The organism is Maribacter antarcticus DSM 21422 (genome assembly GCF_000621125.1).
GTDB classification, from domain to species: domain Bacteria; phylum Bacteroidota; class Bacteroidia; order Flavobacteriales; family Flavobacteriaceae; genus Maribacter; species Maribacter antarcticus.
In genome coordinates, this window is the sequence record NZ_JHZC01000016.1 from 17,112 (window position 1) to 38,105 (window position 20,994).

9 protein-coding genes are annotated in these 20,994 nt (G+C 38.6%); 3 read left to right on the plus strand and 6 right to left on the minus strand.

What is annotated here, in order from left to right; all coding sequences use genetic code 11:
- Positions 1–176: 176 nt before the first annotated feature.
- From Q360_RS25860 to Q360_RS0113145, 6 genes are all read right to left on the minus strand, one after another.
- Entirely contained in the window at positions 177–9,068 is an 8,892-nt protein-coding gene (locus tag Q360_RS25860) for an Ig-like domain-containing protein (RefSeq protein WP_051554714.1), read from the minus strand.
- Positions 9,069–9,557: 489 nt separating this feature from the next.
- Positions 9,558–11,924, minus strand: a complete 2,367-nt coding sequence (locus Q360_RS0113125) for a GumC family protein (RefSeq protein WP_027077504.1) — start codon at positions 11,922–11,924, stop codon at positions 9,558–9,560.
- A 55-nt stretch (positions 11,925–11,979) separates the two neighbouring features.
- Entirely contained in the window at positions 11,980–12,759 is a 780-nt protein-coding gene (locus Q360_RS0113130) for a polysaccharide biosynthesis/export family protein (RefSeq protein ID WP_027077505.1), read from the minus strand.
- Positions 12,760–12,787: 28 nt separating this feature from the next.
- Positions 12,788–14,731, minus strand: coding sequence for a polysaccharide biosynthesis protein (locus Q360_RS23275; RefSeq protein ID WP_051554716.1), 1,944 nt, complete (start codon positions 14,729–14,731; stop codon positions 12,788–12,790).
- Between the two features lie 2 nt (positions 14,732–14,733).
- The gene (locus tag Q360_RS0113140; protein ID WP_027077506.1) at positions 14,734–15,867 is read right to left on the minus strand and encodes a DegT/DnrJ/EryC1/StrS family aminotransferase; all 1,134 of its coding nucleotides are present in this window, start codon (positions 15,865–15,867) and stop codon (positions 14,734–14,736) included.
- Positions 15,868–16,052: 185 nt separating this feature from the next.
- Positions 16,053–17,039 carry a UDP-glucuronic acid decarboxylase family protein gene (locus Q360_RS0113145; RefSeq protein WP_027077507.1) on the minus strand — a complete coding sequence of 329 codons (987 nt, stop codon included), beginning with the start codon at positions 17,037–17,039 and terminating at the stop codon, positions 16,053–16,055.
- 918 nt (positions 17,040–17,957) lie between these two features.
- Here Q360_RS0113145 and Q360_RS0113150 point away from each other — a divergent pair.
- The 3 genes from Q360_RS0113150 (at position 17,958) to Q360_RS26705 (ending at position 20,666) form a co-directional block, all read left to right on the plus strand.
- Positions 17,958–19,355: a nucleotide sugar dehydrogenase gene (locus Q360_RS0113150; RefSeq protein WP_027077508.1), complete on the plus strand. Its 1,398-nt coding sequence runs from the start codon at positions 17,958–17,960 to the stop codon at positions 19,353–19,355.
- Positions 19,352–20,374, plus strand: a complete 1,023-nt coding sequence (locus tag Q360_RS0113155) for an NAD-dependent epimerase/dehydratase family protein (RefSeq protein ID WP_027077509.1) — start codon at positions 19,352–19,354, stop codon at positions 20,372–20,374. The genes Q360_RS0113150 and Q360_RS0113155 overlap by 4 nt, the downstream gene beginning before the upstream one ends.
- Positions 20,375–20,495: 121 nt before the next feature.
- On the plus strand, positions 20,496–20,666 hold the full coding sequence (locus Q360_RS26705; protein ID WP_245603258.1) for a hypothetical protein: 171 nt from the start codon (positions 20,496–20,498) through the stop codon (positions 20,664–20,666).
- The last annotated feature ends 328 nt before the right edge of the window (positions 20,667–20,994 follow it).

Sequence of the window (20,994 nt, forward strand, 5' to 3'; positions counted from 1 at the left end):
TTAACCATAAAGGAAGCTGCTTAAAACAGACATTAATTAAATGGTAAATCTTTAAGTTCTCATGGTATCTATTTCAGAATTAATGTTGAAGTAATCACAATATATTACCATAAAATATAATAAAAAAAGGAGTTAACGTTTTTTCGTCACCTCCCTTTTTTTATATAAAACTATATCTAATTGCGAACTATCATTTTTTTAGTTTTGGGTTTTATATCTCCCATAAAAAAGGTATAAACTGTGTACACCCCATTTCCTAAATTACCTACATTAATTGGATAACTACCATTTACCGCATTCGAATCAAAATAGTCATTTTGTTTCACCAACTTTCCGGTTGAATCAAATATATAAATTCCCAATAACGGCATCGGATTTTCTAGATTGATGATTACCTCTGTATTCCCAATCGCAGGGTTTGGAGATATGAACATATTATCCTGGGAAGCATTGTAGGTAACATTATCGATAACCTCAATTGTTAGTGTTGCCGTATCCTCTAATCCCTCTTCATCCCTTATTATTAATCTCACCACAAATGAACCTGCAAATTCAAAAGTATATGCAGGGTTAGGTGAAGTAGAAGTATCTCCAGTACCAAAATCCCATAGATACGAAACAATTCCTTTATCATCAGAAGAGTTTTCACCTGTAAACTCGACTAGTAGAGGCGCGCTCCCATTTAAAACACTGACTTGAGCTACTGCAGTTGGAGCCTCATTTGCGATTGCCACAACCTCTAATGTAGCATCAGCCGTAAAACCTCCATTGTTAGTGGTCACCGTTATCGTTGCAGCACCAATGCCGACCGAAGTCACAACACCGTTCGCATCTACCGTTACTATCGTTTCATCACTACTGCTCCACGTCACCGAAGAATCCTCAGCCCCCATTGGGCTCACCGTGGCTGTCAACTGCGTCGTACCGCTCAATACTATCGTATCGGTTGTCGGATTCACAGTTACCCCTGTAACCAGGACAGCATCTGCTGCTACAGTGATTTCCGCATTGGCCGTAAAGCCGCCGTCAATGGTCGCTACCGTAATCGTTGCGGTACCGAGACTTGTCGAAGTCACAACACCGTTCGCATCTACCGTTGCTATCGTTTCATCACTACTGCTCCATGTCACCGAAGAATCCTCGGCCCCCATTGGGCTCACCGTGGCTGTCAACTGCGCTGTACCTCCCAATACTATCGTATCGGTGGTCGGATTTACTGTTACGCCCGTGACAAGAATAGGTTCCGCTACTATGGTTATCGCCGCATCTGCCATAAAACCACCATCAGTGGTCGTTACCGTTATCGTTGCGGTACCAAGTCCGACAGAGGTCACTAGACCGTTACCGTCAACTGTTGCTATAGCTACATCACTACTGCTCCATGTTACGGAAATATCGTCTGCGCCCGCTGGGCTGACCGTGGCTGTCAACTGCGTTGTACCTCCCAATACTATCGTATCGGTGGTCGGATTTACTGTTACACCCGTGACAAGAATAGGTTCCGCTACTATGGTTATCGCCGCATCGGCCATAAAGCCACCATCAGTGGTCGTTACCGTTATCGTTGCAGTACCAAGTCCGACAGAGGTCACTAGACCGTTACCGTCAACTGTAGCTATAGCTACATCACTACTGCTCCATGTTACGGAAGTATCGTCTGCGCCCGCTGGGCTGACCGTGGCTGTCAACTGCGTTGTACCTCCCAATACTATCGTATCGGTAGTCGGATTAACAGTCACACCTGTGACAGGAATAGGTTCCGCTACTATGGTTATCGCCGCATCGGCCATAAAGCCACCATCAGTAGTCGTTACCGTTATCGTTGCAGTACCAAGACCTATCGAGGTCACAAGACCGTTCGCATCTACCGTGGCTATTATTTCATCGCTACTGCTCCATGTTACGGAAGTATCGTCTGCGCCCGCTGGGCTGACCGTGGCTGTCAACTGCGTTGTACCTCCCAATACTATCGTATCGGTGGTCGGATTAACAGTCACACCTGTGACAGGAATAGGTTCCGCTACTATGGTTATCTCCGCATCGGCCTCAAAGCCACCATTGTTCGTTGTCACCGTAATTATTGCCGTACCAAGACCTATCGAGGTCACAAGACCGATCGCATCTACCGTGGCTACCATTTCATCGCTACTGCTCCAAACAACGGAAATATCATCTGCGTTCGCTGGGCTCACCGTAGCAGTCAACTGCGTCGTGCCTCCCAATATTATAGTATCGGTGGTTGGATCTACAGTTACACCGGTAACAAGGATCCTAGTATCTTCTCCAACAATCCAATCAAAGAGAATTGACTCTGGTGGATTAACACCGTTAGAATTCGTAACTGTTACTTCGACATTATATGGACTGCCGGCCTCTGCCCCTCCTATTCCTGTATTGGATATCATAGATTCAGGTGCTGCATCTAACTCCTCGATTGTATAATTATCAGTTACCAAATGCAATGCTGCCTTATCAATAATATGACCATCAGATCTAGACGATATTTCCATGGTATACACACCAGCTGTATCAAATTGAACAAAAATATCATGTGCATCTTCATCACTAGTTTTTGCATTCCAATTCCAATCTATGGTGTTCATATATATTTTAAACCAACCGCCACCTCCTTCTCCATTCGGGTTCGGTGTTTGCCCGCTTCCTATCGGGTAAATAGTGCTGCCCGGTTTTTGACCAAAAAAATCATCTGCATCAGGAAACCGTAGCCAAGCATCGTTATGTTCAGTAGTTGGAAATTGAGGAGCAATAATTCCTATTTTATTACGCCATTGAAACCTATAGACTCCAGGGGTACTAATTTCAATCTTAGTAGTTATTGTACCATTTCCAGGAGTATTAAAACTATCCACAGTGTTAAATAGATATCCCGTTCCAGAAAATCCTGACTCACTAGATTCTATAGACCAGTTAGGGTTGATTTCCAAATTTTCAACCTCTATGAGAACAAGACCATTTTGCTCCTCATAGACGGTTTCACCCTCTGTACCAGCATCTATAGTACCAGTGATTAATCCTGTTGCGTCGTCTATTGTCAATGTCGGAGGCAACCCTGTAGCGCTGTAAATATCTGAAGGTTGTTCATCTGTTTTAATTATAGGTAAACTGATAACATCTCCCTCTTCGTTAAATTGATCATCAGGGCTGATGAGACCATTCTGGTTCTCATCATTGGTAAGTATAACCTCTGATGATTCAGAAGAACCATAATTAATTGTCAATATGGCGGTCTCCCCTGCTCCTGCTGGATCTAAAGTTACGGTGATATCGTATGTCGTATTTGGGCCTACGACAGCGTTATTCAGTTCACCAGAAACGATACTAAATTCAGTAGACCCGCTTAATACGAAAGAATCTATATATTCTCCAACAGTACCACCACCTACAGTAATAGTAAAGGTCTCTTCAATTCCAGGCTCTACCTGCACTAGCTCCGGTGCGGAAAGACCTGAGGCAACACTTGTCGCACCAGCAGGTGTATTCTCTCCATAGAATTCCATATTTTTTTGATTTCCATCGCCTAAGTTGGGTGAACCTGACAAAATAAAAATTCCACCCCCCGAAACTACGGCCTGGGTACCATGTCTTTCATAGTTCAAATTGGGTAAGCGTTCCCATACCTGTGCAGCAGGATTATAGGCTTCAACGATATTAAGGGCACCTGTTGTTAAAGTACCATAAACTTCTTGATTATCAACCTCGCCACCGATTATCAGTAATCTGTTGCCATAATTTGCAACCGCAGTACCTCCGCGGGGCGTAGGTAAATTTTGGTCTGTAGGAAGGGTAATCCAGCTCTGGGTACCAAAATCATAAACATCAACTTCTGGTACCGTAGGTGCAAATATACCGCCCGGACCACCTGATAATCTACCACCAGCAGAATAAAGCTTATTATCCGATACTAAGGCCCCAAAATGATCTCTTGCATTGGGAGCATCAGAAAGCTCGGTCCATATGCCAGTAGCAGGGTCGTACTCATCGAACCAATTAACGTATCCACCACTATGTCCGAGTGTATTACCACCTAAAATATAAAATTTATCATTGTGAAGAACCAAACCAGCTCCTCCCCTTTGCCTTCCAGCAGGTATCTGTGGACCTTGTATCCAAGATTCCCTGACAGGATCGAACATCCACACATTTTCGGCAGGAGTTTCATTAGGGAAATCATTGGTATTAAACGCACCGATAACCCAAATCAAACCTTGATATTCCGTAGCCTGAAAATGATTGAATTCAAATGGGGCAGAATCCACAAGTGAGTTCCAGCTATCCGAAGCATAATCATAAACATCAATAGTAGTTGCGCTTTCACGACCACCCATCAAATAGAACTTGTCTCCTGCCTGTACAAAGGAGTTCTCGTGCCTTGGCGTATAATTCTCGTTCTCATCAATATCTGTCCAGAATAATCCATCACCAAGAACCGTCCAGGTAAAAAATTCACTACTAGATGCTGATCCTGGCTTTACTGCAGTTACGGTAACACTGTGAACGCCATCCTCATTGGGACCTCCTATAGAAGCGATTGCCGCAATACTACCAGATATCTGACCCGTTAACACATCTATAACCACGCCCTCTGGCTGGCCAGAAATATAATAGTTACTTGCTTCGTTAGGATCACCCCCAACCGCATTAGTCGCGATTGATACGGTATCAAAGGTATCGTTTGACACATCATTTATCGTAGCTAATGCTAACACAGGATTAGAAGTATTTACTTTGAAAACTTCAATTGCATTTAAAAACGGATTTTGAGTGTTGTGTTCAAAACTTATTTCCAAATTACCATCAGCAACAACTACCGGATAAGACAACATACCAGCAATTTGGTGACCAAATTGTGAAATAACATCAAAATTATTTTCCGCTAAATTTCCTTCAATTAAAATATCGAAAATTCGATTTCCTACAGCAGCAGCTCCATTAAATCCGTTCCCAAAATATAAGTTGACCACATAGTCCCCGTTTTCTACAGGCAATGTATATATCATCTCTGGTTGAGAAAGCAAATCATAGCGCTCACTCCCAAAAAGTTCCGAAAAAATAGCTTCATTAATATAAGCAGGAATACTACTATCTTTATTCTCAAAAGTGATTGTCTCAAACCCATCTACAATACCTGTGTTAACTGCATAAACACCTTCGTTTTGTGGGCCGGATATTGCATTATTTTCCCAACTTGGACCAATATCGTCTGTATCATCAATCCGATTACCACCGACATTAATTCGATAAGCAAAGGGCTCTAAGACGTCCCATTGAAAACTAAGCTGTAATTGGTCTGTAGTAACTCCATCAGTATCATCAATAGTTACAACTACGCTGTAGGGACTCCCCGCAGCAGCAGCAGCATCAATTGTTCCACCTATCACTCCATTGGTTGGTTCGATAAACACACCGGTAGGAAGCCCAGTGGCTGCATACGTTAAGTTCCCGTCTCCCCCTAAGGCCTGAACCGCTAAACTACCATTTAATGGCTGCCCAGCATTGCTCATCTGATCAGGAACCGTATAGGCATATATCGGTGTATCGATATTGGATACATCCAAAATTTCGATGGCATTAACCAGGGGGTTCTCGATGATACCATGAATGAACGAAACGTCCAAATTTCCATCAATTACAGGTACTACATAGGTAATAACAGTTCCAGTCTGATGACCATACGTGGCTGAAAGATCCGTATTTTTTAATTCTGGGTATATCTTGTTTTCTAATGTAACATCAAAAATACGCTGATTTGGTGCCGATGTACCACTAAAACTATTTCCCATATATAGCCTAACCTCATAATTACCATTTATGGGTACTGGAAAGGAATAGGTCATATTAGGATTTCCAACTGAATCGTCAAACCGTTCCGAATCAAAAATACCCAAAGGCGTTGTAGCCGTATTTACTTGTGGAGTCAATGAAGTTATGGAAGATGCAAACGATTTATTGGTTCCCGGGAGAGTCAAAAATGGGGAATTATTGGATACCGAGTCTTCGGACCAATTAATTTCTCCATCTATTGCCGCAATTTCCAAACCACCAGTATTTATCCTATACAAAACAATAGGACTGTCAGTAACAGACACTAAAAAGGTTTGTTCCGTAAAATTATTTTCGACATCCGTAGCTCTTATGGTAATGGATGTATTTTCAACAGTTGCAGGATAAGACAAAGTGAGCGTATTGCCAATGATGGCAGCTCCTATATTGGTATTCGTATTGCTTTCTACAGAATACGTAAGATTTTGAACTCCCGCGTCATCCGTAAAATTATTATCCAAATTCAGGTCCTCATCCATGGTGTTTACAAACCTGACCAAATCAGGAAGTTGTGCTATGGACACTGGGGTATTTCCCAATACATTTAAAAAATCCCAGGACCCTTCTAGTTCTACACCTGCTGTGCCTGAAGTACCTATAAAACCTATTGCAAGGTCTATAGCCGGCTGCTGTATTGCATCTAAAACTTGGCCTTGAGCAGTTACGCTGGCAACCAAAATTCTGGCTCCATTGTCAACACTATATTCCATGTTCACTTCACCTGATACTGGCTCTACCACAAAATACAATCGAATGCTTTCAATGGGTCTATCTGCGTTGGCTAAAACACTATTGATTGGGGGTAGTGGTATATCATTAATTTCTTGGAGTACCGTAAACCCATCAACAGTAACTACGAATTTTATGTAATTGGACTGCGTACCATCCCCTATAAAAAGACCTAATTCACCACCTACTGCAGCTGTATTTCCATAAAGACGATATGGCCCAGAAAAACCTTTCATACCACCCACCACTGTAAAAGCTCCAGTAGCTGATTCGACTTGTACTCCGTATTGGTATCCTTTTTCCTGATTGTTCTCAGTTCCCAGAGCTGTTCCGGAGGTCATGTGGGATGTCATTGTACCTGTGGCGCCACCAAGGACGTCATTATCGTTAGGATCGTTGACATCATTAATTCTGTCTAACCAGCTGAGCCAATTTTCATTTGTATTTCCGTTATTCATAAGGCCCGTCATTCCCAAGCCAAATATACCCCCAAGGCCTTGTTGACTATTAAATAGATCATTGGATATGGGAATAGAAAAAGCATCGCTACCTCCTAAAAGCGGATTACCTAATTGAAATGAATCTTGACCATCGTCAATGCCATCAGCATCATCATCGCTATCATTAAGATCGGAAATTAATGGCGCACCAACAGCTTTGTCAAAATCTGCGGGCTGTGACCCGCCGTTACATGCATCCGTACCATTATCTTCCTCATCTTGGTTCGTATACCCGTCACTATCGTAATCCGCTAAGGGGTCATAACCTGGTTCGCCTGGTTCTGTACATTCTACTTCATCTTGAGGCTCAAAGACTACTATACCACCACCAAATAAGCCTATCCAGACCGAACCATTGAAAATTTCGTCGTCACTATTGCAAGTAATACCTAATGCATCGCTCCCTAAACCTGAGAAAAAATTAGGTTCTAATGTTCCGGAACTTCCATCCGCAGAGAGAATAACCCTTCTGATATTACCACCATTATGGCCAGCCAGAAGATTTCCTTTCAGAACCCCTCCAAAATTACTGGCCGTATACTCATCAATACCGTTGGTATTGGTTCCCCAAATTAATACAGGGGTGTCATCATCACCGTCAGGATTATTGATTCCTGGACCGCGCCAATCTCCTTCAACAGGGTTGGCCACTTGTATTGGAGGCCAATTGGCCGGAAGTGCAACATTGGGATCCATAGTTGAGCCTGTTGTTGTGCCATCGGGATCATAAGTCTGCGTACGAAAGAAAGGAGCTCCAAAAGTTCCTAAATCACTTGTATTATCCGTATATAGCCCTGCCCCAAATGGATTACTCCTAATCGGGTTAGGATGTCCACCGTATTTACTATTAAAAATATAATTTTGAAGGTCTGTTGTTACCAACTCTAAATGATCCTTATTATTTATCTCTTCACCAAAAGAAGGTGATGAGCTTCCAGGTTCACTTGGGTTATAATCATTGGTTGTGTTGCCACCTAGTCCCTCATTTACAGGAAAACCACCCCAACCACCGTTGGCTCCGTTATCAGTTACATAAAGGGCACCACTTTCGGTAACCACTAAATCGTAGGCATTTCGATACCCAGGAGAGAGCATCTTTACGGGACTGCTAGTATCCAAAATAGCCATGTTCAAGCCGTCATTCCCGCCCCAAGGATCATTTACATCTACTCCATCATAACCTGGCGTATCCGGATCGGTAATATCATTTACATTGTCCCTTGTTGGGTCATCTACAGTAGCTAAATCGTAAACGTACTGCCTTCCATTATCTGTTAATATGGGTAAAGTTTCAAGAGCGTCGAGGTCAATTGCCAGGACAGCTCCTGAAAGTGCATACTCATTCGCAAAAACAAAGTTAGTTGATGGACTACCACCATTTGTATTTCCACCTTGAGCTACAATAAGATATTCCGTACCATTAATGATAGCTAAATCCAAGCCATTTGTAGCATGATTCTCCTCAGAACGGGGAAGACCCCTTACTAAATCCACCACATCCCAAGCCGTACCATTCCAAGAAAAACGAGTAATAATACCAGAATTGGTATCCAAGCCAACATCCCCATTTCCTCCATTGTTTCCCGCACCTATCCGTATATCACTAGAACTAACATAAAATATTGGGTTAGCTATTGTTCCACTTGTCACAATCCCAATAGTTTCCCTAGCATTGGTGGCAAAACTTGTTCCCTGGCCATCCCATGAGGTACCGTCATCGTTATGATCTTCTAAAGTTAGAATACCGTCTAGAGATTCCATACCCGTGACCACGTATGCAGTTGGTCCATTACGTTGGATGGTGAAAATTTTAATACCTCCTGTATACTCAGCTACGTACAAACGGCTATCTGGGCCAAAGTCAAGACCTGTAACACCGTTCAACGTACCGATTCCGTTCATATCCAATTGGCTCTGACTAAACGGAGTTGCTTGGGAATAAAACAAACTGGTACCTAGTAAAAAAGTGATTAAAAAAAATGAATAGCTATATTTCATATTAGTGGTGTATAAATACCTTTTCTTGTTAATTTTTTAACTAGAATTACTTACAAAATTAAACAAATGCAATCATGATATTTACTTTATAGAAACGTAATTCGACGTCCTACCATATATCATCGATTAACAGATAACAAATCTATAAAATCAATATTTAGAAAGAAAATATTATAAATTTTGTGAGAATTAACCTGTATCAGTAAATTCAAATCTTTAATAATCCTCTATAAAACGGAGCTTTAGCACGCTATTTGAGTTTTGCTAATTAGCGTAGGTTCTAAACTACGGATGGGAACTGGTTAGCAAGTGGATATAAAGAGACTATTAAGCTATCAAACAAATAGGGATGCTACCATTGCTACTGATATACAATCAATAAAGCTAGACCGTAAACTCTTTTTACCCTGTCGTTGGATGTTTAGTTTGTTAATGACAATTAACTAGCTGTTATTCGTAACCCTGTGTGCGTATTTAAAATCCTTTTACTTAAAACTTCCACCATTTTTTAGTAGACTTACCATATCCATAACCATATTTACCTCCGTATCCTAAATCACCTTCATTGACATCATTCACGACAAAAGAGACATTTCTTAACTTTCCTTCTTTTACTAATTGAAGTGGAAAATCAATAGAATTTTTCTCTGTAGTACCCGCCCTTGTTACGTAAATAATATGATCGGCATACTCACTAATTAATAGCGTATCACTTACCACCATTAATGGAGCTGTATCCACTATAACATAATCGTATTTTTCAGAAACGTTTTGTAGTAGTTCACCAACCCTTTTACTCATAAGCAATTCAGCAGGGTTAGGGGGAATTTTTCCCGAAAAGATAACATCTATAGTCGTATTATGAATCAACATAGTGTTTATAATATCTGAGGCAACCAGTTCTGTATTGAACAAATATTCTGTAAGGCCTACATCCTTTTGTTTGTCTTTACCTTTTAACTTATCAACTGCATCTCCAACAAAAAAGGAATAGAATTTAGGATTACGTATATCTGCACCAATCAACAAAACCTTTTTCTCTGTACTTCCCAAAATCATCGCCAAATTGGTAGAGGTAAAGGTTTTACCTTCCCCTGGAACGCTGGAGGTAACAAAAACAATATTTCTCTTTTTTCCAACCTCCTTCCGTTTGGTCTTCATCAGGTAATCAAGGTTGGTTCGTATAATCCTTAAGGCTTCTGCTAGGACAGAACGATCATCCTTTAAGATAAGTTTACTTTCTTTTTTATTTAGTTTGGGGAGTTCACCTAAGACAGGGATATCACTGGCCAAGGTCTCCAACCCGTGTTTATTATGAATTTTAGTATCTAATAACTCTCTGAGATAAATTACACCGAAAGGCACCAAGAGGCCTAATAGTATAGATGCCAAAAAGGTAATTCTTTTCCTTGGCTTAACCGGAATGGAACTTGCCAAATGCGCAAAATCTATCACCTTTGATTTTGGAGATGCGGAGGCAAAAGCAATCTGGGACTCCTCTCTTTTCTGTAGTAAATATAAATAAAGACTTTCTGTTGTTTCTTGTTTTCTTGTAATATTCCGAAGCTCCATCTGATTTTCAGGTGCAGAATAAATGGTTCCTTGAATACGTCCCATTTGACTTTGTAGCGTGCTTACGTTCATTCCCACATTTCGTTCTAATGAGGACAAGCTGGACGTTATCGTATTTCTGAGACCATCTAGCTGTTGGTCTAGGTTTACAATAATAGGGTTTCTCTCATCCGCACTCCTTAATAGGCGCTTTCGGTCAGATATAAGTTGGTTGTATTGCGCCGTGCTTTGTGCTAACGCAACGCTTCCTACATCCACTACGGGCATTTCCTCGTATCCTGTTTCTAGGCCTAAATAGTCCTTGATACCGCTAACCATTTGAAGTTGTACTTTCGCATTTTCTAAGTTTTGCCGGCTACTTGCACTTACTTGAACTGCCGCACCTACTTCTAGACCAGAACCCGTCATGCCTTTTTCTGTAAGCATTTCCTGAGCATCTTTATCTACTGAACTTAAGGTGCCAGCAATAAGTTGAATTCGGCTATCAATAAATTCTGATGTTTTATTCGCAATACGCTCTTTTTCCTCTACATCATTACGGTTGTAAATTTCAATCAATTTATTAATAATATCCTTTCCTTTTTGCGGAATAGGCGTTTCCATGGATACCTCCACGATATTTGACTGCTCCACGAGGAGACCAATATTTAAACTCTTCTTTATTCCACTAGCAACAGCGGTTACAGGGCTCAATACTATCTTAAAGCGCTTACCAACAAGTCCCGCTAAATTAGCTTTACTCGGCGTTAATACCATATCCCCAATTTCTGTAGGTATCGCGTTCCCAAAGGCAAAGACCTTATTTAGAGCTCCTTCCTCTTCGGAATAGCCGAAACCTTTAGTATCTAAAAATTCCAAAAAGAAATGGAAATTTGCATTCTGAATTACGGAGTCTGGTGCAATAAAAGTTAAATTAAAAGGAGGGTTTCTATACACCTCTGAGTTGATGACGTCCCCCAAGGATAAAATTTGAACATTAATGGACAGCTCCTTAACCAGATCAATGAAATTTCCCCTCGAGCCAAGTATCTCAATTTCATCCTCAACCAGTCTGGAACTACCTGAGAAAACGCCTAAATCTTTAAAAAGACTTAGTTCATTGCTAGCGTTTTTTTCTTGTACTATTTGAATTTGAGACCCTACATTATAATGCCGTATTGAGTAGCGAATGCTTATAACAGCAAATAAAAGAGCTATGAATACAGAAAGTACAAACCATTTCCAATGTTTCAAATATGCTGTTATCGTATTTTTAAGTTCCGCAGTAGTGGTAATATCATTCATAAACTTATCCTTTTCAGGCCAACCATTTAAAAGTTATTCAAAAATCGACTACCCACTAGTTTCTAGTTATAAGTATGACGGTAGAGGTGAGCAATATAGACGCAATCGAAATAGCAATGGTAGCCCTGTTATCTAAAGAAGAAGAGGTAATTGCTGATTTGTTCGGTTCCACGTAGACCACATCGTTTTGAGTCAAATAATAATTAGGTGAACTTAAGACATCCTTACTGGTGAGATTGATTCGATGGTATACTTTGGCACCATTGAAATCTCTTATAATTAAGACGTTTTCTCGCATCCCTTTAATCGTCAAATCACTGGCCAAACCTATTGCTTCCAAAACGGTTATCTGTTCACCGTTTACTTGGTAGGTGCCTGGGTTGTTTACTTCCCCCAATACGGTAACCCTGAAGTTTTTTAAGCGCATATTAATTATTGGGTTTATTAAATAGGGTTTTAACTTTTCTCTCAACAATTCCTTTGTCTCTTGTGGGCTCAAATCCGCTATTTTTATATTCCCGATTACCGGAAAGTCTATCTCTCCGTTTTTATCAACAATGTAATCCATTTGTTGCGGCCTCATACCACCCTCTTGACTACCCGTAAAGATATTAAACGGCACACTGGCTTCAGCATTAAGGGTTGAGATATTGATACCAATAATATCATTAATCTTAAATTTATTATTAGCAGTGTTATCACTGATTATAGTTTCATAATTCTGTGCATCTTGAAAATAAACTACCTCCGTTTTACTAGCACAAGATGCTATAAATCCCAAAGTAATACCCAAAAGCACCACCAATTTTAAATATTTTTTAATTGTTGTCATCATATGAAGATATTTACAAGCTATAATAAATTTAGTGTTTTACGATTTTAAGGTTGGTATCCGAAATAGCACGAACGGTAGTTTTATTTTCTTCATCAAATTTACAAAGATCAGAATTTTGTGACACATATTCTGGTACAATTTCTTTCATGATTTTAATCGTATTACCATTAAAGAAAATATTCACGATACACAACTCATCTATTTTCGACCGAACTTTTAAATAATCTACGTCCCTAACCTTACTTATTTTTATCTTTTTATGGTAAGTGCGCATTGTATTCTCCCCATTAGCCAGGAGTTCCTCATGCAATTTTTCTCCAGGTCTAAGGCCCGTAATCTTAATGTCTATATCTTCAGGATATTGTAAACCGGATAACTTAATCATATTCTTGGCCAAGTCAAATATCTTGACCGACTCCCCCATATCAAAAATAAAGATTTCTCCACCTTTTCCCATTGAACCTGCCTCCAATACCAATTGAGAAGCTTCGGGAATCGTCATAAAATATCTGGTAATTTCTTTGTGGGTTAATGTTAAAGGTCCTCCATGCTCTATTTGTTTTCTAAATAACGGTATAACGGAGCCGTTTGATCCTAACACATTACCGAACCTCGTAGTAATAAATTTGGTCTTACCTTCTTGTTGCGCACAACTAATGTACATTTCCGCAATACGCTTACTAGCACCCATGACATTAGTAGGGTTTACTGCCTTGTCCGTCGATACAAATACAAATTTTTCTACACCATGCACAATAGAAAGATCAGTAATAGTTTTAGTACCTGCGATATTTATTTTAATGGCTTCATAACAATTGTATTCCATAAGTGGCACATGCTTATATGCTGCTGCATGAAAAACCATATTGGGACGGTATTCATCAAAAATCTGATTCATCCTATTTTTATCCCTAATATCACCTACGATAGGAATAAAATTATGGAACCCTTTTTGCTTCAATTCCTGTTGTAAATCATAAAGAGCTGACTCGGCTTGATCCACAATAATTAAAGAACCATAGGAATAATTACAAATTTGCCTAACAATCTCACTTCCAATAGAACCTGCACCACCAGTAACTAAAATATTCTTGTTAATTAATTCTGCCTCAATGTTGGTGTTTTTTATTTGAATGGGCGCACGATCTAATAAATCCTCTATTTGTACTTGTTTTATTTGAGATACTTTTAGTTCTCCATTGATCCAATCCTCTATAGGCGGAACAATTTTTACAGATACTGGTAAATCTACCATATCCTCTACCTTTTTACGCAGCGTTTTGGAATCAATTTTCTGGATACTAAAAATAATTTCAACTATATTCTTCTTAGTTACGAATTCCTTAGTAAGTACCTCTTTACCGTATACAGGAATTCCATTGATACTTTTACCTATCTTTTTATTATCGTTATCAACGTAGCCAATGACCTTGGTATCACTTTTAGAATGGTTGGTTAATGCACCATAGGTTAATACTCCTGAATTTCCAGCACCGTATATTAATACATTTTTGGAAGCTCTAATTCCTCCATCGATTTTATTATAGATTGATTTAAACAGATACCTAGATGTGGTTAAGGCCACAAAACTAATTAAACTATGAATAATAATGATAGACAAAGGAATTGTGAAACTTGGGATATAACCGAATTGTCTATTAGAAATCACTAAAAAAATAATCAATATACTTGAAAGACAAATGGCATTAAAAATATTGTATACATCACGTATCCCTGTATGTCGTACCACCCCTTTGTAAGACCCTACTGCTAAAAAAGCAAAAAGTGAAGCTGCTAAAATCCATGGGAGCTGTATAAATAGATTACTGACCTCAAAATCTAAGGTAAGATTGAATCTAATCAGATAAGAAAGTACAAACGAAAAAGCGATTGTCAACAAATCGATTAATAAAACCACCCATTTAGAGGCATATCGGTATACTTGGTAGGTCAAATATTTAGGAAACTTCATATCTAAAACATTGTTTTTATTTTTTCAATAACACAATTCAGGTCATATTGAGTAAGATTTGACCCACTTGGCAAACAAAGCCCTCTGCTGAACAAATCTTCAGAAGTACCATTTATAAATTTAGGGAAATTTTCAAATACAGGCTGCAAGTGTAAAGGCTTCCAAAGCGGTCTCGATTCAATATTTTCCTCTAGTAGTGCCAATCGAATTTTTTCCCTAATCGTAAAGGAGGGAGTAAGCACGCAGCTCAACCATCTGTTGGAATAGAACCCCGAAGGTTCGGATAAAAATTCAATTCCGGTCACGTCATCAAGTTCCTTCCGGTAAATCTCATAATTTCTTCTCCTAGCCATAACCCTATCTTCCAAAACTAGCATCTGCCCTCGGCCTATGCCCGCTAGAATATTACTCATCCTATAGTTATAACCTACATGGGAATGTTGATAATGAGGAGCCTCATCCCTAGCTTGGGTTGCAAGAAAAACAGCTTTATTTATGTAGTCTGGGTTTTTGGATACTAATGCCCCACCACCCGAAGTAGTTATTATTTTGTTACCGTTAAAGGAAAGTATTCCAATATCGCCAAAAGTACCACAACGCTTCTCCATATAGCTACTGCCTAATGCCTCTGCACTATCTTCAAGAATTGGAATACCAAATTTATCAGCAATGGCCCTAACTTCTTTTATCTTATACGGCATACCATACAAATGAACCGCAATGATTGCTTTCGGTTTTTTCCCGTTTTTAATACTATCGGCAATAGCGCTATTCAATAAATCAGGAGACAAGTTCCAGGTATCCTTTTCACTATCCACAAAAACCGGGGTCGCTCCTAGATACATTATCGGGTTGGCCGAGGCGGAAAAAGTAAAACTTTGGCAAATTACTAAATCACCACGTTTTACGCCGAGTAATTGAAGTCCTAAGTGAAGAGCGGCTGTTCCTGAACTAAGTGCAGCTACATGCACATTCTCTTCTAATGAATGGGCTATAGCTTTCTCAAAGGCAGTAATATTTGGCCCTATTGGCGCTACCCAATTGGTATCAAATGCTTCTTTAACATAAACTTGTTCCATATCTCCCATGTGCGGGGATGATAGCCAAATTTTCTTATTAATATCTACAGATTGCATTAGTTTGCTTATTTAAAGGCTAAAATACATATAGTTAGTGGCAACTTGAATAAAGGGTCTGTTATTTCGTTTAACACAATATTAAATCGCCGAATTACAAAAAACGGAGTATTCCTACTTTGATTAGACAGGTTCGAACCAAAACCCTTAGCACATACTTCATTTCAAAATAAATTCCTATGTTGTTAATCCTTGTTATAGTTACTAAAATCCTTGTGATCTCGTTTGTAGAGTTCGTCTTTAGGTAAGGTTTTAAAATAAGCATAGGTTTTAGCCATGCCATCTGCCCTGCTCACCTTTGGTTCCCAATTCAAAATCTCCCGAGCTTTAGAGATATCCGGCTGTCGTTGCAAAGGATCATCTTGTGGCAGCGGTTTAAGAATTATTTTTTGATCTGTACCTGTTAACTTGATAATTTCTTCTGCAAAATCCTTAATGGTTATTTCGTTGGGGTTTCCAATATTTATCGGTAAAGCATAGTCACTTAGCAATAATCGGTAAATGCCTTCTACTTCATCATCTACATAACAAAAAGAGCGTGTCTGATTTCCTGTTCCAAAGACGGTAAGGTCCTCTCCTCGCAATGCCTGACCAATAAATGCCGGAATAACCCTTCCATCATTAAGGCGCATCCTAGGTCCGTAGGTATTAAAGATTCGAACTATACGTGTATCTACTCCGTGAAAACGATGGTATGCCATGGTAATGGATTCCATAAAACGTTTCGCTTCATCGTAAACTCCACGCGGTCCTATCGTATTTACATTACCGTAATAAGCTTCTGTTTGCGGATGCACTAAAGGATCGCCATAAATCTCCGAAGTCGAGGCGATTAAGATGCGCGCTTGTTTTTCTTTGGCTAGACCCAAAAGATTGTGCGTACCCATAGCACCAACTTTTAAGGTTTGTATCGGTATTTTTAAATAATCTATTGGGCTAGCGGGAGATGCAAAATGTAAGATATAATCTAAATCACCTGGCACATGTACAAATTTAGTAACATCATGGTTATAAAACTCAAAATTTTCCAAAGGAAAAAGATGCTCTAAATTCTTTAAATCACCGGTGATAAGATTATCCATGGCGATGACATGATATCCTTCCTTTATAAATCTGTCACATAAATGTGATCCTAAAAATCCAGCGCCTCCAGTTATTAAAATTTTCTTCAAAATATGGCTTGTTAAGTTAATGATACGAAGATATTATAATAGCATAGATACATTCAATTTTTAACGAAAAATACTATAAAGTTCAAAAAAAATAGGATTAAATACGATATCACTAGCATAATTCTTAAACCTATATAACGACTATCTCGTACGTATTAATTTTGCTACTAAAACAACAGTTAAAATACAAAAAAAAACTGAAAGTAGCAGCTTTGCTCTTAGTCCCCTATACCTACCCTAAGTCTTAGAGTATTGATACTTTTATACAAGGTCTAAATCAGAACACTTTCAATTTCAAGTATGCCTTGGGATATCAAACCCATTGAGGGATATCAAACTTTAAAAAAATATCATCCTACTATCCAAAACCTAAAAACCAGTTTGATTGCTAAAAGAACAATATGTTAGTCTACTGAATGATAAATTTATAACTAGCCCTTTAATCACTAATTGTATTAATTAAAACCTACCAGAGAACAAAACTACTTAAGACCTAATGTACATGCTGTAATTAATTAGGATACTAGCGTAAAGGGATGTATCCGTTTCTTTTTTTCTCACCTATATATTTTAACTTATCTATTACGTTTAAACACCCTACACCAGACCAGTTGATTTTTTAGTCCAAAACACTCATTAGTCTTAACGAAGTAATTGAATACATTAAAAGAGAGAACTTAGCAGAGGTGTTTTTAAATGAATTAGATGCGGCTACCACAATTATTTATAATAGCTATCGTTAAAGTTCTAAAAGGGTATCTTAAAGTTTACCACAGAACCTTTTTAGAAACAATTGAACGACAAAAGGAAAAGAAATTCAATTATATTTGCAAATTTTGCACGACAACGACAGTTTAATATGCGTTTTGTTAATCTTTGAGTTGTTAATTATAAAAAGCTTTAAAACAAATAGTCAATATGAAAAAAATTACACACATTTGTTGCATCGGTGCTGGTTATGTAGGCGGGCCTACCATGTCTGTTATTGCCAGTCAATGTCCTGAAATAAAGGTGACTGTAGTAGATATTAATCAAAATCGCATAGATGCTTGGAACGATAAAAATCTAGATAATCTTCCGGTATATGAACCAGGTCTACAGGAAATCGTAGCAGCAAATCGCAACAAAAATCTATTTTTTTCAACTAATGTAGATCAAGCCATAGATGAGGCGCAGCTCGTTTTCATATCAGTAAATACCCCGACCAAAACCTTCGGAAAGGGTAAAGGACAGGCAGCAGACTTAAAATACGTAGAAATCTGCGCTCGTAATATTGCAAAAATTGCGAAAGATGACAAAATCATTATCGAAAAATCTACCTTACCAGTGCGAACGGCCAGTGCCATTAAAAGCATTCTAGATAATACAGGAAATAACGTACATTTTGAAATCCTTTCGAACCCTGAATTCTTAGCGGAAGGCACAGCCATCGAAGATTTATTGAATGCCGATCGTATTTTGATAGGTGGGGATGACACCCCCTCTGGCAAAGCAGCTAAAAACACCTTAAGTTCAATTTATGAACACTGGCTGCCCAAAGAACGTATTCTGCAGACTAATGTTTGGTCATCAGAATTGTCAAAGTTAGTGGCTAATGCTTTTTTAGCACAACGTGTATCTTCCATCAATGCTATTTCAGCACTTTGTGAACGTACCGATGCTAATATCGCCGAAGTTGCAAGAGCTATAGGTACCGATAGTAGAATTGGTCCAAAATTCTTAAGTGCTTCTGTAGGATTCGGGGGTTCTTGTTTTCAAAAAGACATTCTGAACCTAGTCTATATTTCTAGAAGTTTTGGATTGCAGGAAGTCGCGGATTACTGGGAACAAGTTATTATCATGAATGATTATCAAAAACGAAGATTTGCTGATAATATTATTTCTACTCTATACAACACCGTATCAGGTAAAAAGATAATTTTTTACGGATGGGCTTTTAAAAAAGACACCAATGACACAAGAGAATCTGCAGCCATTTATGTAGCGGATGCCTTGTTGGATGAACAAGCTGAAATTGTAGTGTACGATCCTAAAGTAACGGCTGAAAAAATATATGCTGATTTAGACTATTTGGGTACTCGGTCCTCAGAAGAAAATAAAAAATTAGTAACGGTCACAAATGACCCTATTGCAGCAGCTAAAGATGCTCATGCTATTGCCATATTAACAGAGTGGGACGCTTTTAAACACTATGACTGGAATCATATTTACAAAACTATGCTAAAACCAGCTTTTCTTTTTGATGGTCGTAGGTTAATGGATAAAAAGGAAATGGAAGATAAGGGCTTTAAATACTATAAAATAGGACAGTCATGAAAATTTTAGTGACCGGTGTAGCAGGATTCATAGGCTTTTTTGTAGCCCAATCGCTTTTGGAAAAAGGCCATACTATTTTAGGGTTGGACAATATAAACGATTACTATGATGTTTCACTTAAGTATGCACGGTTAAAAAAATTGGGTGTCACTAAAACAGTTGCCCAGCAATACAACAACTTGGTTTTTAGTGATACCCATCCAAATTTTTCCTTTATCAGGTTAGCCTTGGAAGATCGTGAAAAGCTACCAACACTATTTAAAACTCAGGGTTTTGATACTGTATGCAACCTTGCAGCACAACCCGGTATTCGCTATAGTTTGGAAAATCCGGAAGCCTATGTTGATAGCAACATAGTCGGTTTTTTGAATATATTGGAATGCTGCCGCAACTTTGCAATTAAGCATTTGGTTTATGCCAGCAGTTCTAGTGTATATGGCATTAATGAAAAAGTACCTTTTGAGATAACAGATCGGGTTGACCACCCCATTAGCCTCTATGCCGCCACCAAAAAAAGTAATGAGCTAATGGCATATACCTACAGCCACCTGTACGGATTTCCATGCACTGGATTAAGATTTTTTACCGTATATGGTCCCTGGGGTCGCCCAGATATGGCATACTTTAAATTCACCGAAACTATTTTAGCCAACAAACCAATAGCTGTGTATAATAACGGTAAATTAGCAAGGGATTTCACCTACATTGATGATATTGTTAACGGTATCTTACTGGTCCTAGAAAAAGGTTTTAAACCTAATACGAATTCTAAAAGTAACGCTGCTATCTATAACATAGGCAGGGGACAACCTGTTAAATTATTAGATTTTATAAATACAATCGGCAAATATTTAAAAAAAGAGGTAAAGTTGCAGTTGCTGCCAATGCAAGACGGAGATGTTTACACTACTTGGGCCGATACCGCAGAGCTAAAAAAAAATTATAATTATGAGCCTAAGGTTGATTTAGATTTGGGAGTCAAAAATTTCATAAGCTGGTACACGTCCTATAAAAAATAGTTGCAATTCATTTATGAATTGCAACTATTTTTTACAATGAATTAAGATTTATAAATACTAAGAAAATATCTTTATTTAACGAAAATAGTAATAGGTAGGTTTAGGGTATGTTAATTTATAAATGGCAGCACTGTTTGCTAAGAAATACGACGTTGTTGGTTTTGATATTAACGAGAAAAGGATTGCTGAAATTATTGTATGGAAGGATACTACTTTGAAGCTTACCAATCTTAAATTTGGAAAGCGTACTAAAAAAATGGTTTGGTGTATACTACAAGTATTGATACGCTGAACTAGTGTACCTGTTATATTATAACCGTTCCAACACCTGTTGATAAGACCAAAAGACCGGTATTTACATCACTCCTTAAAGCTAATTAAACCCTTGGTAAAGTGTTAAAAAAGAGGATATCCTTAACTATGAATCTACGGTATATGTAGGTGCTACAGAAGAAAATCGTGTTCCAGAACCCGAAAAAAACAGTGCACTATTTTTCAATAAAGACTTATTTGTAGGCTACTCTCCTCAAAGAATCAATCCAAGGGATAAAATAGATACTGTCGAGAAAATTATAAAGGTTACATCCGGCTCCACCACAGAAGCGGCAAAAAATGTAGAT

Excerpts from the sequence above, each read along its gene's own strand:
- Q360_RS25860 (WP_051554714.1), bottom strand. The coding sequence starts at position 9,068 with ATGAAATATAGCTATTCATTTTTTTTAATCACTTTTTTACTAGGTACC.
- Q360_RS0113125 (WP_027077504.1), bottom strand. The coding sequence starts at position 11,924 with ATGAATGATATTACCACTACTGCGGAACTTAAAAATACGATAACAGCA.
- Q360_RS0113130 (WP_027077505.1), bottom strand. The coding sequence starts at position 12,759 with ATGATGACAACAATTAAAAAATATTTAAAATTGGTGGTGCTTTTGGGT.
- Q360_RS23275 (WP_051554716.1), bottom strand. The coding sequence starts at position 14,731 with ATGAAGTTTCCTAAATATTTGACCTACCAAGTATACCGATATGCCTCT.
- Q360_RS0113140 (WP_027077506.1), bottom strand. The coding sequence starts at position 15,867 with ATGCAATCTGTAGATATTAATAAGAAAATTTGGCTATCATCCCCGCAC.
- Q360_RS0113150 (WP_027077508.1), top strand. The coding sequence starts at position 17,958 with ATGAAAAAAATTACACACATTTGTTGCATCGGTGCTGGTTATGTAGGC.
- Q360_RS0113155 (WP_027077509.1), top strand. The coding sequence starts at position 19,352 with ATGAAAATTTTAGTGACCGGTGTAGCAGGATTCATAGGCTTTTTTGTA.
- Q360_RS26705 (WP_245603258.1), top strand. The coding sequence starts at position 20,496 with ATGGCAGCACTGTTTGCTAAGAAATACGACGTTGTTGGTTTTGATATT.